This is a genomic window from Plantactinospora sp. CNZ320 (assembly GCF_002846275.1).
Window position 1 is genome coordinate 6845059 of the sequence record NZ_PJMP01000001.1, and the last position, 14499, is coordinate 6859557.

Here is a 14499-nt window from a genome sequence, read left to right on the forward strand (position 1 = left end):
GGTGCGGCGGCGACAGTGGGATGTGCGCGGTACCGGCCGAGCGCCGGTCAGGCGTCGGGCTTGTCCTCCTCGCGGGGCGGCTCGCTGTCGCGGCGTCGCAACTCCTCCTCCCGGCGCCGGAGGTCCCGCTCCCAGTTGTCGAAGAGTTCGCGGTCCTGCTTCGACCGCTCGGCGTCCAGGGAGCGCAGGAACTCCGGGTCGTCGTCCGGGGCGAGCGGCCGACGGTCCCGGCCACCGCCCGGACGGCCACCGCCCGGACGCCCACCGCCCGGACGCCCACCGCCCGGACGCCCACCGGCCGGACGCCCACCGGCGCCCGGCTGATCGGCTGGGGCCGGCCGGCCGGCGACGAACCAGGCGATCGAGCCGACCAGTGGGAAGAACAGGATGATCAGGACCCAGGCGAACCGGGGGAGCGCGCGGATCTCGTCCTCCTCGGCCGACAGACAGCTGATCAGAGCGACGACGGTCAGGATGAGCTGGCCGATGGCGAGGAGCGCGTAGAGGCGGACCATCTGGCCATGATGACGTACCGGTCGGCGTCAGTGCACCGACGCCAGCACCAGCAGCAGGCCGAGTACGGCGAAACCGGCGGTGATCAGGGCGGTCACCGGTAGCGCCCGGGCGGTGTGCAACGGCCGGCCGGTGGTACGCGGAAAGGTCACCACCAGTACGCCGAGCCAGCCCAGCCCGGCCAGCGCGCTGACCAGCGCTCCGACCGTACCGTTCGACAGGGCCAGCCGGGCGGCGAGCACCGCCACCACGCCGACCGCGAGTACTGTGCGCCGCCACGCCAGCCTGGTCCGCTCGACGGCCAGTCCGGCGTCCTGCCCCGGTGGCGGGTGCCCGGACCCGCCCCGTCCCGGGCTCACCGGTCCCGGCCGGCCTGGATCAGCACCGCCACCACGAGCAGTACGGCACCGAACCCGACCAGCAGGGCGAGTACGGCGGGAAACCGGGAGACGGGAAGATCGTGGCCGAGCCGGATCGCCCGCTCGGTACGCGCCCAGTGGTCCACCGCCCGGACCGCCACCGTGCCGCCGAGCAGCAGAAGTGCGACGGCGATCGCCTCGCGCAGGTGCGGTACCGGCATCGGGGGCAGGAACTGCGCGACGGCGAGTCCACCGGCGATCAGCGCCAGTCCGGTACGCAGCCAGGCCAGAAAGGTGCGTTCGTTGGCCAGCGAGAAGCGGTAGTCCGGCCTCTCGCCGACTTCTCGCAGCTCACGCGGGTCGAACCACCGCCGGACCGCCTGGTACACGTTCGGAGATTATCGGCTGGACATCGCCCGTAGCCTGGGCGGGTGGATGATCTCGATGCCGATCTGCTGCGGACGACCTACGACAGCCAGTTGCGGGCCCGCCCGCCGGAGCCGGTGCCGCCGGGGGTGACGGTGGACCGGGACGGTCCGCTGCTGCGGATGCAGGGGCTGGACCGGGGCGGCTTTCTGACGTACCGGGATCTGGGCGGGCTGACCGGTGCGGCGCTGGACGAGTTGATCGTGCGGCAGCGGAACTTCTTCGCCGGGCAGGGCGAGCCGGTGGAGTGGAAGCTGCACGGCCACGACCTGCCGGCCGACCTGCCGGACCGGTTGGTGGCCGCCGGTTTCGTGCCGGAGGAGCCGGAGACCGTGCTGATCGGCCCGGTCGCGTCGCTGGCGGCGACGCTGCCGGTGCCGCCCGAAGGGGTACGCCTGCGTGAGGTGACCGAGCGCGCGGACCTGGACCGGATCGCGGAGCTGAAGACGCGGGTCTGGGGTGGCGACGACGACGGGAGCTGGCTGGCCGACGGGTTGGAGCGGGAGCTGGCCGCCGGGGCGGAGCTGGACCAGCCGCCGCTGACGATCGTGGTGGCCGAGACCGACGACGAGCTGGTGAGCGCCGCCTGGGTCCGGTTCGTCTCCGGTACCCGGTTCGCCACCCTGTGGGGCGGGGCGACGCTGCCGCACTGGCGTCGCCGGGGCATCTACCGGTCGCTGCTGGCCCACCGGGCCCGGCTGGCCGACGCCAGGGGTTTCAGCCTGTTGCAGGTGGACGCCTCGGCGCAGAGCCGGCCGATTCTCCAGCGGCTCGGCTTCGTCCCGGTCACCACCACCACGCCGTACGTCTACACTCCGAATTCGTGACGCAACCGCTGACCGAGGAGGAGCGGGCGACCCTGAAGGGTGCCGCCTTCGGTGCTGTCTTCCTGGTGTCGAACGCCGAACCGGGCGTGTTCTCCATGATCAAGGAGAGCCTGGCCGCGTCGGACGCGTTCGCCGGCACCACCGGTCTGGTTCGGGAGCTGCTCACCACCGGTGCCCTGCCCCGGCTGCCCGGCAGGCCGGCGGAGCTGCCGGCGACGGTGCTGCCCGCGCTGCGCCGGTCGATGGAGATCCTCCGGTCGAAGGCACCCGACGAGGTGGCCAGCTATCGCTCGGCGGTGCTGCGGGCCGCCGAGGATGCGGCCCGGGCGCACGACGGGATCAGCCCGAGCGAGGCGGAAGCGATGGCGAGCGTGCGGGAGGCGCTGGACGCGGCCGGTTGAGTGGCTGATCCGGTGACCCGGCCGATGCGCTCGGTTACGGTGAGCTGGCTCACTCTGGGTTGACCCGGGCCCTACCCTACTTGCGGGTAACATTGCCCGTAAGTAACGCCACACCTTCTCCCGCCCCGGCTCGTCGGTCTTTGGTTGACCGAGCGTTAAGGAACGCGGGAGGCTGCTCCCGAGCAACCCGGCGGGATCGCCACGATCAGCGGGGATCGGCATTCACAGGAGGGTCGTCGAAGCGCGATGAACATCGTCGTACTCGTCAAGCAGGTGCCCGACTCGGGCGCGGACCGGAACCTGCGCAGTGACGACAACACCGTCGACCGGGGGTCGGCAAACAACGTCATCAACGAGATGGACGAGTACGCCATCGAGGAGGCGTTGCGGATCAAGGAGGCGCAGGGCGGCGAGGTGACCGTGCTGACCATGGGCCCGGACAAGGCCGCCGAGTCGATCCGCAAGGCACTGTCGATGGGGCCGGACAAGGCGGTGCACGTACTCGACGACGCCCTGCACGGTTCCTGTGCCGTGGCCACCTCCAAGGTGCTCGCCACCGCCCTCGGTCAGCTCGACGCCGACCTGGTGCTCTGCGGTGCGGAATCCACCGACGGCCGGGTGCAGGTCATGCCGCACATGCTCGCCGAGCGGCTGGGCATCGCCGCGCTGACCGGCGCCCGCAAGCTGACCGTGGAGGGCGGCAACCTCACGGTGGAGCGGCAGACCGAGGAGGGCTACGAGGTGGTCACCGCCGCGACCCCGGCCGTGGTCTCGGTCTGGGACACCATCAACGAACCGCGCTACCCCTCCTTCAAGGGCATCATGGCGGCCAAGAAGAAGCCGGTGCAGACGCTCTCCCTGGCCGACCTGGGCATCGCCGCTGACGAGGTCGGCTTCGCCGGCGCCACCAGCACGGTGCTCGAACACAGCCGCCGCCCCGAGCGGTCCGGTGGCGAGCGGATCACCGACGACGGGACCGGCGGCACGAAGCTGGTCGAGTTCCTCGCCACCGAGAAGTTCGTCTGAGCGCGACCGGGAATCAGGAGGAGAAGTCATGACCGAGGTTCTCGTCATCGTCGAGGCGACCCGCGAGTTCGGCGTCAAGAAGGTCACGCTCGAACTGCTCACCCTCGCCCGCGAACTGGGTACGCCGGCAGCGGTCGTGCTCGGCGGTCCCGGTGCCGCCGCCGCGCTCGGCGACCGGCTGGGCGAGTACGGCGCGGAGAAGATCTACGCGGCCGAGCACGAGGAGATCGACGGCCACCTGGTGGCGCCGAAGGCGACCGTGCTGGCCGAGCTGGTCCGCCGGGTACAGCCGGCCGCCGTGCTGCTCGCCTCCAGCCAGGAGGGCAAGGAGATCGCCGCCCGGCTGGCGGTCAAGCTGGACAACGGCATCCTCACCGACGTGGTCGGACTCGCCGCCGACGGCACCGCCACCCAGGTCGCCTTCGCCGGCTCGACAATCGTCAACTCGAAGGTGACCCGGGGCCTGCCGCTGGTGACCCTGCGGCCGAACTCGGTCACCCCGAGCCCGGCCGCCGCCACCCCCACCGTCGAGCAGCTCGACGTCAACCTCGGCGAGACCGACCGGCTGGCCCGGGTGGTCGAGCGGGTGGCCGAGCAGAAGGGCAGCCGCCCGGAGCTGACCGAGGCGTCGGTGGTGGTCTCCGGCGGGCGCGGCGTCGGCAACGCCGACAACTTCAAGCTGGTCGAGGAGCTGGCCGACCTGCTCGGCGGTGCGGTGGGCGCCTCCCGGGCGGCGGTCGACTCCGGCTTCTATCCGCACCAGTTCCAGGTGGGCCAGACCGGCAAGACCGTCTCGCCGCAGCTCTATGTGGCGCTCGGCATCTCCGGGGCGATCCAGCACCGGGCCGGGATGCAGACCTCGAAGACGATCGTCGCGGTGAACAAGGACGAGGAGGCGCCGATCTTCGAGCTGGCCGACTTCGGTGTGGTCGGCGACCTGTTCAAGGTCGTACCGCAGGCCGCCGAGGAGATCCGCAAGCGGCGGTAGCCGGGGTACGCCCTCGGGTCGGGTGAGCAACCCCCGCCGACGGTGTTGTGACGTGCGCTACCCGGCCGGGTGCCCTCAGGGCATCCGGCCGGGTTTCGTTGCTGCCCAGGTGTGTCACAGGTGTGTCATCTGCGCTCGGGGTGGTGCCGGTGGGCCGGTGTCGCCCGGCCGGGCGGCCGGGTGGGCAGCCCGGAGCCTGGCACTAGGCTGGACGCTGATGACTTACCTTGATCACGCGGCCACCACTCCGATGCTCGAAGAGGCGTTGGAGGCGTACGTCGCGACCGCTCGCGAGGTCGGCAACCCGTCGTCACTGCACGCCGCCGGCCGGTGTGCCCGGCGCCGGGTCGAGGAGTCCCGGGAACGGGTCGCCGCCGCCATGGGTGCCCGGCCGTCCGAGGTGATCTTCACCGGTGGCGGTACCGAGAGCGACAACCTCGCGGTCAAGGGCCTGTTCTGGGCACGCCGGGCCGCCGACCCGGGTCGGGTACGGGTGGTGGCCAGCGCCGTGGAACACCACGCGGTACTGGACTCGGTCGAGTGGCTGGCCGCCCGCGAAGGCGCGACCGCGAGCTGGCTGCCGGTCGACCAGACCGGTCGGATCGACCCCGACCGGCTGGCGGCGGAACTCGACGGGCACGCCGACGAGGTGGCCCTGGTCACCGCCATGTGGGCGAACAACGAGGTGGGCAGTCTCCAGCCGGTCGCCGCGCTCGCCGAGGTGGCCGCCGCGTACGGCATCCCGTTCCACACCGACGCGGTGCAGGCGGTCGGCCAGGTACCCGTCGACTTCGCCGCCAGCGGGGCCGCCGCGCTCACCGTCACCGGGCACAAGCTCGGCGGACCGGTCGGGGTCGGCGCGCTGCTGCTCGGCCGGGACGTCGCCTGCACGCCTGTGCTGCACGGCGGCGGACAGGAGCGGGACGTCCGCTCCGGCACCCTGGACGCGGCCGGAATCGTCGCCTTCGCGGTCGCGGTCGAGGCGGCGGTCAAGGCCCAGCAGGAGTACGCGACGCAGGTCGCCGCGCTCCGCGACGACCTGGTGGCCCGGGTCCGGCAGGCGGTGCCGGAGGCGCTCTTCAACGGCGATCCGACCGAGCGGCTCCCCGGAAACGCGCACTTCTCCTTCCCCGGCTGCGAGGGGGACGCCCTGCTCATGCTCCTGGACGCGCAGGGGATCGCCTGCTCGACCGGGTCGGCCTGCTCGGCGGGGGTGGCACAGCCCTCGCACGTACTGCTGGCGATGGGTGCCGACGACGACCGGGCGCGGTCGTCGCTGCGCTTCTCGCTCGGGCACACCTCCACCGCCGAGGACGTCGACGCGCTGGTCGCCGCGCTGCCCGGAGTGGTCGAGCGGGCCCGCCGGGCCGGCGCGGTGAAGGCCGCCCGGAGCTGAACCCCGCAAAGTGTTAGGAAGGGCCCCCGCACCTGCGAAAGGCGATATGAAGGGGCCCTTCCTCACCGGCTAGGCTCGGCAGGGTGAGGGTACTGGCAGCGATGTCCGGCGGCGTCGACTCGGCGGTCGCCGCCGCGCGGGCGGTGGAGGCCGGACACGACGTCACAGGCGTACACCTGGCGCTGGCGCGCAATCCGCAGACGTACCGGACCGGCGCTCGGGGCTGCTGCACGCTGGAGGACTCCCGGGACGCCCGGCGGGCGGCGGACGTGCTCGGCATCCCGTTCTACGTGTGGGACCTGGCCGACCGGTTCCACGAGGATGTGGTGGAGACCTTCGTCGCGGAGTACGCGGCGGGGCGTACCCCGAACCCCTGCCTGCGCTGCAACGAGAAGATCAAGTTCGCCGCCGTACTGGACCGGGCGGTGGCGCTCGGCTTCGACGCCGTGGTCACCGGTCACCACGCCCGGCTCGGCCCGGACGGGCTGCTCCGGCGCAGCGTCGACCTCGGCAAGGACCAGTCGTACGTGCTGGCGGTGCTGACCCGGGAGCAGCTCGACCGGTCGATCTTCCCGCTCGGCGACTCGACGAAGGCACAGGTACGCGCCGAAGCGGCCGAGCGGGGTCTGGCGGTCGCCGACAAGCCCGACTCGCACGACATCTGCTTCATCGCCGACGGCGACACCCGGCGGTTCCTCGCCGAGCGGCTGGGCGAGGCGCCCGGCGAGGTCGTCGACGTCCGTACCGGTGCGGTGGTCGGCGCGCACAGCGGGGCGTACGCCTACACGGTGGGGCAGCGCAAGGGGCTGGCGCTCGGGGTACCCGCCCCGGACGGGAAGCCCCGGTACGTGCTCTCGATCACCCCGAAGACCAACACCGTGACGGTGGGCCCGGCCGAGGCGCTTGAGGTCTCCACGGTGACCGGCGAACGTCCGGTCTGGACCGGTGGACCGGTGCCGACCGGCGCGTTCGACTGCGAGGTGCAGTTGCGGGCACACGGTCAGGTGGTGCCGGCCACCGTACGGCTGGACGGGGCGGAGCTGCGCGCCGAGCTGCGCGAGCCGGTCCGTGGGGTGGCGGCCGGGCAGGCAGTCGTGGCGTACCGGCCCGATCCGGACGGCGACGTCGTGCTCGGCTCCGCCACCATCAGCGCCGCCGCCTGACAACGTCGTCGCTCGCCCGCTCCGGCGCCGGTGCCGGGCCGGGGTCGGGGTCGGGGTCGGGGTCGGGGCTCTTCGAGGCGTTCCGACGGGGCGGCGGGTCGGTCGCCGGACGGGCTGCCGGTGTCGGACGGGGCGGCGGGTCGGTCGCCGGACGGGCCGGCGGTGTCTGACGGGCTGCCGGTGCGGGGTGGGCTGCCGGTGGCGGGATAACCTGCCGACGTGACCGATCAACAGCAGGTGCCTGACCAACCGGCGGAGTCGACGGCGGCGACCGGATCGGCGTGGCCGTGGCCGGCCGGGGCCGCCTCCGGCATCGGGTCGATGCCCGGCACCGAGAACGCCGAGGCCCAGCGCATCGTGCTCGGCGAGCTGCCCGTGCCGCACCTGCCCGAACTGCCCGCCCGGGGACCCGGTGCCGACCTGGTCGGCCGGAGCGCCGGGCTGCTGGTGGACCTGCCGGTCGAGCTGTACGCCGCCCGGTGGCGGATCGCCGGTCGTCCGGGGCGGGACCGGCGTCGCGCCCTCGACCTGCTGGAACGTGACCTGGACCAGATGACCGAACAGGCCGGCGAGTTCACCGGCACCTTCAAGGTGCAGGCGGCCGGCCCGCTCACCCTGGCCGCAAACGTCGAGCTGCCGGTCGGCGGCTGGATGCTCCGCGACCCCGGGGCGGTCCGGGACCTGACCGAGTCGCTCGCCGACGGGCTGCGCACACACGTGGCACAGGTCCGCCGTCGACTGCCCCGGGCCACTGTGTTGCTGCAACTGGACGAGCCGGCGCTGCCCGCCGTACTGGCCGGGCGGATTCCGACCGAGAGCGGGCTGGGGGCGTACCGGCCGGTCGAGTCGGCGACGGCGACCGGGCTGCTCCGTACCGTGGTCTCGGCGGTGGACGCGCCGGTGGTGCTGCACTGCTGTGCCCGGGACGTGCCGCTGGAACTGGTCCGGTCGGCCGGCGCGGTCGCGGTCGCGCTCGACCTGGCCCTGGTGGACCGGCTCGACCCGGTCGGCGAGGCGATCGACGCCGGGCTCGGGCTCTTCGCCGGGGCGGCACCGACGCTGCCGCCGCCGGGCGGGCGCGGGCCGTCGTCGGCCGAGGTCGCCGATCGGGTACGCCAACTCTGGGACCGCCTCGGCTTCCCCCGTGCCCGGCTCGCGGAGCAGGTGGTGGTGACCCCCGCCTGCGGGCTGGCCGGCGCCACCGCCGAGTACGCCCGGACCGTCCTCACCGCCTGCCGGGACGCGGGTCGCCGCCTCGCCGAGGAGTGAAGGTTTCCTGTCACACCGCACGGGCAGGATGGGTGCATGATCGGTCAACTGCGTTCCGTGGTCGTCGACTGTCCTGATCCGCGTGCCCTGGCCGGCTTCTATTCGGAGCTGCTCGGCCTGCCCGTCGACGATCGGATGGCCGACGACGAGGACGGCTGGGTGGTGCTCGGCGGCGAGCCGGGGCGGCAACCTCGGCTCGCCTTCCAGCGGGCCGTCAACCTGCGGGAGCCGCGCTGGCCGGACCCGGACCGCCCCCAGCAGTTCCACCTGGACGTCACCGTCGACGACATCGAGGCGGCCGAGGCCAGGGTGCTGGCGTTGGGTGCGACCCGGTTGCCCGGCTCGGGCCAGGGCTGGCGGGTCTACGCCGATCCGGCCGGCCACCCGTTCTGCCTCTGCTGGGACGACTGACCCATCGATCAGGTCCTGCAGGCCCGACGATCCTCGACCAGGTGGGCTTTGCGGCGCCGACCGAGCTGACCGGGCGGGTGGCGGGGCCGGAACGACTCCGGGAAGATGGCCGCCATGCCTGATCCGGTGACCGCCTCGCCATCTCCCGCCCGCGCCTCCGGCTCACTGTTCGGGCTGGCCTACGGTGACGCACTCGGGGCGCCGACCGAGTTCCTGCCGGTCGCCGAGATCCACCGGCGGTACGGCCCGACCGGTCCCCGCGAGCTGGTCGGCCAGCCGGCCCGGGTCACTGACGACACCCAGATGGGGCTGGCGGTCGGCTGGGCGCTGCACGACGCCGGCCCGACGGTCACCCCCGAGCTGCTGGAGCCGTTGCTCCGGCAGCGCTTCGTCGCCTGGGCGCGGAGCCCGGAGAACGATCGCGCTCCCGGGGCGACCTGCCTGCGCGCCTGCGGCGGGCTGGCCGAGGGGCTGCGCTGGCAGGCGGCGACGGTCGCCGGCTCGAAGGGCTGCGGCGCCAACATGCGGGTCACCCCGGTCGGCCTGGTCCCCGGCTACGACCTGGAGACGCTGGCCGGGGTCGCCCAGTTGCAGGCCGGGCTGACCCACGGCCACCCGACCGGGCTCGCCGCGAGCGAACTGACCGCGTACGCGGTCCGGGTGCTGCGCGACGGCGCGGCCCTGGCCGAGCTGCCGGCCCTGCTGCGCGACCGGGCGGTACGGCAGCGCACCGTCTACCGGACCGACTGGCTCGGTGACCTGTGGCAGCGGCCCGGTGTCGACGACCCGGTCACCTTCATCGCCCGGGGCTGGGACGAGTGCCTCGGAGTACTCGACGCGCTGGACGCGGCGTTGGCCTCCCCGGACTACGGTACCGATCCGTGTGCGGCCACCGGTGCCGGCTGGATCGCCGAGGAGGCGCTCGCCACCGCCCTGTACTGCGCGATCCGGCACTCCGACGACCCGGTGTCGGCGCTGGCCCGGGGCGCCACCACCTCCGGCGACTCGGACTCGATCGCCTGCCTGGCCGGGGCGTTCGTCGGTGCGGCGTACGGGATGGCGGCCTGGCCCGCCGACTGGCACGACCGCATCGAGTACGCCGACCAGCTCGCCGCCCTCGGCGCCAGCTGGGACTGACCCGCCACCCGCCACCACACCGGTTAGGAAGGGCCCCTTCTACAACCGAAAGCGATAACGGGGGGCCCTTCCTTGCGTGGCGGTTAGGTTTGCGGGGAGGTTGGAGGAGGTCGAGGTGTCCGAGGAAGCGATCCCGCAGCAGGTCGGGCCGGAGCAGGAGGCGGCGGCCGGCGAGGAGCCGACCGCCGAGGCGCGGGACCGGCACGCGGAGCTGAGCACCGAGATCACCGACCACCAGTACCGGTACTACGTGCTCGACGCGCCGATCGTCTCCGACGCCGAGTTCGACGCGCTGCTGCGCGAGCTGGAGGCGTTGGAGGAGCGCTATCCGGCGCTGCGTACCCCGGAGTCGCCGACGCAGCGGGTCGGCGGCACCTTCTCCACGCTCTTCACCCCGGTCCCGCACATCGAGCGGATGATGTCGCTGGACAACGCCTTCACCCCCGAGCAGTTGGCGGGCTGGGTGGAGCGGATCGAGCGGGATGCCGGCGGTCCGGTGGAATACCTGTGCGAGCTGAAGGTCGACGGGCTGGCGATCAACCTCACCTACGAGAAGGGCCGGCTGGTCCGGGCCGCGACCCGGGGCGACACCCGGATCGGTGAGGACGTCACGGCGAACGTACGGACCCTCAGGGAGGTGCCGGAGCGGCTGACCGACGGCACCGAACCCGTACCCGAGCTGCTGGAGGTGCGGGGCGAGATCTACTTCCCGGTGGCCGCCTTCGCCGACCTGAACGCGGGGCTGGTCGAGCAGGGGAAGCCGCCGTTCGCCAACCCGCGCAACGCGGCGGCGGGCAGCCTGCGGCAGAAGGATCCCCGGATCACGGCGAGCCGGCCGCTGCGGCTGGTGGTGCACGGGCTGGGGGCGCGGCAGGGGTTCGCCCCGGCCACCCAGTCCGAGGCGTACGCGGCGCTGCGCGGCTGGGGGCTGCCGACCAGCGACCGTTGGCGGGTGGTGCCGGATCTGGCCGGCATCACCGAGTACGTCGAGTACTACGCCGAGCACCGGCACGACGTCGAGCACGAGATCGACGGGGTGGTGGTCAAGGTCGACCCGGTGGCCATCCAGGGCCGGCTCGGCTCGACCAGCCGGGCACCCCGCTGGGCGATCGCCTTCAAGTACCCGCCGGAGGAGGTCACCACCGAGCTGCTCGACATCGAGGTGAACGTCGGCCGGACCGGCCGGGTGACCCCGTTCGCCGAGTTGCGGCCGGTGAAGGTGGCCGGCTCGACGGTGGCCCGGGCCACCCTGCACAACGCGCACGAGGTGGAGCGCAAGGGGGTGCTGATCGGCGACACGGTGGTGATCCGCAAGGCCGGTGACGTGATCCCGGAGGTGCTCGGGCCGATCGTGGAACTGCGCCCGCCGGACGCCCGCCGGTTCGAGATGCCGACCCGCTGCCCGGCCTGCGGCACCGCGCTGGCACCGTCCCGTACCGGTGACGTCGACATCCGCTGCCCGAACGCGCGTACCTGCCCGGCGCAGCTGCGCGAACGGATCTTTTATCTGGCCAGCCGGGAGGCGCTGGACATCGAGGTGCTCGGCTTCAAGGCGGTCGGCGCGCTGCTCGACGCGGGAGTGGTCACCGACGAGGGTGATCTCTTCTATCTGGACGAGGAGCGGCTGGCCCGGGTGCCGTTCTTCGTGAAGAAGGACGGCACGCTGGGCCGCAACGCGCAGAAGTTGCTGGAGAGCCTCGCCGCGGCGAAGGACCGGCCGCTGGCCCGGGTGCTGGTGGCGCTCTCCGTCCGGCACGTGGGTCCGACCGCCGCCGAGGCGCTGGCCCGGGAGTTCGGTTCGATCGCGGCGATCGAGGCGGCCGGCGAGCCGGAACTGTCGGCGGTGGACGGTGTCGGGCCGACGATCGCGGTCAGCCTGCGGGAGTGGTTCGAGGTGGACTGGCACCGCGAGGTGCTGCGCAAGTGGGCCGAGGCGGGCGTACGGATGGCCGAGGAGCGGGTCGAGGAGGGTCCGCGCCCGCTGGAGGGGTTGACGGTGGTGGTGACCGGGACGCTGTCGGAGTACACCCGGGACCGGGCGGCCGAGGAGCTACGGCTGCGGGGCGCCAAGGTCAGCGGCTCCGTGTCGAAGAGGACAGACTTCGTGGTGGTCGGCGACAACCCGGGGTCGAAGGCGGAGAAGGCGGCCGCGCTGAAGGTGCCTATGCTCGACGAGGCCGGTTTCGTGGCGCTGCTCACGGAGGGGCCGGAGGCCGCGGGTAGGCTCGTACTAAGTGACGATTAGTAATGGGTCGATCAGCTCTCAGTAACAGAAGCTCCTGGGCAAGATGCGTCGTATTTCAAGTTAGTCACGACTAGGCCCGATTCGCGTCTGTCGTCTCCCGCCCGGCGCGGGTCAGGGCGTTTCATGGGAGACGTCGCGCGGCAACCGCCGCGCCCAGTACCGAGAGGCTCGGGAGGTCACATGGAGGCCGCCGCGCTGCGGAACTCCGTTCCTCCAGATCGGACGGCGCCGTTCTTCGGCTTCGTCTGGGCTGTCGTCGGCCTGGCCGCCGGGGTCTCCGCCGTGTCGCTGCTCGACCTCCCCGGCGAGTTGCCCCGGCTGCCACTGGCGTTCTGGCTGATGGCCGCCCTCGCGGTCACCTTCGACGCCCGCCCGTTCAGCCCGCACGCCGAGCGGCGCAGCATGTCGGTCTTCCCGTCGATCTGCTTCACCTTCGCCGTGGCACTGGAGTGGGGGCCGGGGCCGGCCATCGCGGTACAGGCCGCCGCCGTGCTGGTCTCCGGCTGGCGGATGCGGTACGCGCCGTGGCGCACGATCTTCAACATCGCCCAGTACGCCTGCGCGCTCGTCGCCGCCGACGCGGTCGTCCGGCTGGTACCCGGTGACGGGTTCGGTGCGAACGGTCGGCTCCGGCCGCTCGACGTGCTCGTCGCGGTCGGCGCGGCGGGCGCCTGGCTGACCGTCAACCACGGACTGGTCGCCACCGCCGTCCGGCTGCGCTTCGGCGGCCGGTGGTGGACCCGGATCCGGCAGGGACTCGGCTTCGAACTGCTCGCCACCGGTTCGCTGCTGCTGCTCGCCCCGGTGCTGGTCGCCGCCGCCCGGACCAGCCCGGCACTGGTGCCGATGATGGTGCTGCCGCTCTACGCGGTCTCCCGGATGGCCCGGCTCTCCGCCGAGCGGGAACAGCTCGCCCGGCAGGACCCGCTGACCGGGCTGGCCAACCGGGAGGCGCTGCGGGTCGAGGTGACCGAGCAGGTGGCGGTACACGCCGAGCTGGCCGGCAAGCAGGCCCCGGGCGGGCAGCTCGCGCTGCTCCTGCTCGACCTGGACCGCTTCAAGCACGTGAACGACGCTCTCGGGCACGCCGTCGGGGACCGGCTGCTGGTCGAGGTCGCCGACCGGCTCACCGCCGCCGTACCCCCACCGCACGTGATCGCCCGGCTCGGCGGGGACGAGTTCGCCATCCTCGCCACCCGGCTCGACGGGGTGGCCGACGCTCGGCGGGTCGCCGACCGGGTGGTCGGGGAGCTGACCGATCCGGTACCGCTGGACGGGCTGCCACTGGACGTCGGCGGCTCGATCGGGATAGCGCTCTACCCGGAGCACGGCGCCGATTTCGCCACCCTGATGCGGCACGCCGACGTGGCGATGTACGACGCGAAGCACCGGGGCGACCCGGTGGCGGTCTACGCCGCCGAGTCCGACCACAACTCGGCGGAGCGGCTGAGCCTGCTTGCCGACCTGCGTCGGGTACTGGAGACCGGGGCCGACGACGCCGGTGAGATCACCCTCTACTACCAGCCGCAGATCGCGATCGCCACTGGCGAGGTGGTCGGGGTGGAGGCGCTGCTGCGCTGGCGGCACCCCCGGCGCGGGATGGTCGACCCGGAGGAGCTGATCCGGGTCGCCGAGCAGAGCGCGGTGATGCGGCTGCTGACCCGTCGGGTCGTCGAAGACGTCGTGGAGCAGCTCGCCAAGTGGTCCGCCGCCGGGCTGGAGCTGCGGGCGGCGGTGAACGTCAGCGTCCGCGACCTGCACACCGGGGAGATCGCCGACCAGATCGCGGAGCGGCTCGCCAGGTACGGCGTACCGCCGTCGCGGATCCAGCTGGAGATGACCGAGGGCGCGCTGATGGCCGACCCGCGCCGGGTGCTGGCCACCATCACCCGGCTGGACCGGATCGGCGTGGCGATCTCGATGGACGACTTCGGCACCGGTTACTCCTCGATGCAGCACCTGCGCCGGTTGCCGCTGGCCGAGGTGAAGGTCGACCGTTCGTTCGTACTCGGGATGGTTGCCGACGCCGACGACGCGGCGATCGTCAGGTCGGTGATCGAGCTGGCCGGTGCCCTGGGGTTGCGGGTCGTCGCCGAGGGGGTGGAGGACGAGCGCACCTGGCGACTGCTGCACGAGGCCGGCTGCGAGGTAGCCCAGGGCTGGTTCTTCGCCCGGCCGATGCCGGCGGAGGAGCTGGTCACCTGGCTGTCGCGGTACCGGCCGATCAGCCCCGCCGCCCGGGTCGGCGCCGGCGGCCCCGCCCCGACCGGCGCGGAGCGGACCGGCTCCGGCGCCCCGGCCGGGCGGGACGACGGCCGACCCGGGCGCGACGATCGCC

At 73.0% G+C, this 14499-nt stretch carries 13 protein-coding genes and 1 pseudogene; 11 read left to right on the top strand and 3 right to left on the bottom strand.

What is annotated here, in order from left to right:
* Nucleotides 1-47: 47 nt before the first annotated feature.
* Genes CLT71_RS30635 through CLT71_RS30645 form a run of 3 tightly spaced genes read right to left on the bottom strand, consistent with a single transcriptional unit; the run spans nucleotide 48 to nucleotide 1261 of the window.
* Entirely contained in the window at nucleotides 48-515 is a 468-nt protein-coding gene (locus tag CLT71_RS30635) for a PLD nuclease N-terminal domain-containing protein (RefSeq protein WP_101370154.1), read from the bottom strand.
* A 27-nt stretch (nucleotides 516-542) separates the two neighbouring features.
* A complete protein-coding gene (locus tag CLT71_RS30640; RefSeq protein ID WP_101370155.1) occupies nucleotides 543-872 on the bottom strand; it encodes a DUF202 domain-containing protein in 330 nt (109 codons plus the stop codon).
* A complete protein-coding gene (locus CLT71_RS30645) occupies nucleotides 869-1261 on the bottom strand; it encodes a DUF202 domain-containing protein (protein ID WP_101370156.1) in 393 nt (130 codons plus the stop codon). Before CLT71_RS30645 ends, CLT71_RS30640 begins: the two co-directional genes overlap by 4 nt.
* 42 nt (nucleotides 1262-1303) lie before the next feature.
* Between CLT71_RS30645 and CLT71_RS30650 the strand changes: the two genes are divergently transcribed.
* The 11 genes and pseudogenes from CLT71_RS30650 to CLT71_RS30700 all read left to right on the top strand — a co-directional run.
* Nucleotides 1304-2125 carry a GNAT family N-acetyltransferase gene (locus tag CLT71_RS30650; protein ID WP_101370157.1) on the top strand — a complete coding sequence of 274 codons (822 nt, stop codon included), beginning with the start codon at nucleotides 1304-1306 and terminating at the stop codon, nucleotides 2123-2125.
* Complete coding sequence (locus CLT71_RS30655; protein WP_101370158.1) at nucleotides 2122-2526, top strand: hypothetical protein; 405 nt, start codon at nucleotides 2122-2124, stop codon at nucleotides 2524-2526. Before CLT71_RS30650 ends, CLT71_RS30655 begins: the two co-directional genes overlap by 4 nt.
* A 246-nt stretch (nucleotides 2527-2772) precedes the next feature.
* Nucleotides 2773-3552, top strand: a complete 780-nt coding sequence (locus CLT71_RS30660; RefSeq protein ID WP_101370159.1) for an electron transfer flavoprotein subunit beta/FixA family protein — start codon at nucleotides 2773-2775, stop codon at nucleotides 3550-3552.
* 28 nt (nucleotides 3553-3580) lie between these two features.
* Nucleotides 3581-4540, top strand: a complete 960-nt coding sequence (locus CLT71_RS30665) for an electron transfer flavoprotein subunit alpha/FixB family protein (protein WP_101370160.1) — start codon at nucleotides 3581-3583, stop codon at nucleotides 4538-4540.
* A 217-nt stretch (nucleotides 4541-4757) separates the two neighbouring features.
* Nucleotides 4758-5936 (top strand): cysteine desulfurase family protein, encoded by a 1179-nt coding sequence (locus CLT71_RS30670; RefSeq protein ID WP_101370161.1) that lies wholly within the window; start codon nucleotides 4758-4760, stop codon nucleotides 5934-5936.
* 83 nt (nucleotides 5937-6019) lie between these two features.
* Complete coding sequence (gene mnmA / locus CLT71_RS30675; protein WP_101370162.1) at nucleotides 6020-7099, top strand: tRNA 2-thiouridine(34) synthase MnmA; 1080 nt, start codon at nucleotides 6020-6022, stop codon at nucleotides 7097-7099.
* 321 nt (nucleotides 7100-7420) lie between these two features.
* On the top strand, nucleotides 7421-8368 hold the full coding sequence (locus tag CLT71_RS30680; RefSeq protein WP_101371934.1) for a uroporphyrinogen decarboxylase/cobalamine-independent methonine synthase family protein: 948 nt from the start codon (nucleotides 7421-7423) through the stop codon (nucleotides 8366-8368).
* Nucleotides 8369-8404: 36 nt separating this feature from the next.
* Nucleotides 8405-8779, top strand: a complete 375-nt coding sequence (locus tag CLT71_RS30685) for a VOC family protein (RefSeq protein WP_101370163.1) — start codon at nucleotides 8405-8407, stop codon at nucleotides 8777-8779.
* Between the two features lie 114 nt (nucleotides 8780-8893).
* Nucleotides 8894-9916 carry an ADP-ribosylglycohydrolase family protein gene (locus CLT71_RS30690; RefSeq protein ID WP_101371935.1) on the top strand — a complete coding sequence of 341 codons (1023 nt, stop codon included), beginning with the start codon at nucleotides 8894-8896 and terminating at the stop codon, nucleotides 9914-9916.
* Between the two features lie 115 nt (nucleotides 9917-10031).
* Nucleotides 10032-12161, top strand: a complete 2130-nt coding sequence (ligA, locus tag CLT71_RS30695) for an NAD-dependent DNA ligase LigA (RefSeq protein WP_101371936.1) — start codon at nucleotides 10032-10034, stop codon at nucleotides 12159-12161.
* Between the two features lie 180 nt (nucleotides 12162-12341).
* Nucleotides 12342-14436 (top strand): annotated as a pseudogene (locus CLT71_RS30700) (putative bifunctional diguanylate cyclase/phosphodiesterase); the annotation flags it as partial.
* Nucleotides 14437-14499 lie beyond the last annotated feature (63 nt).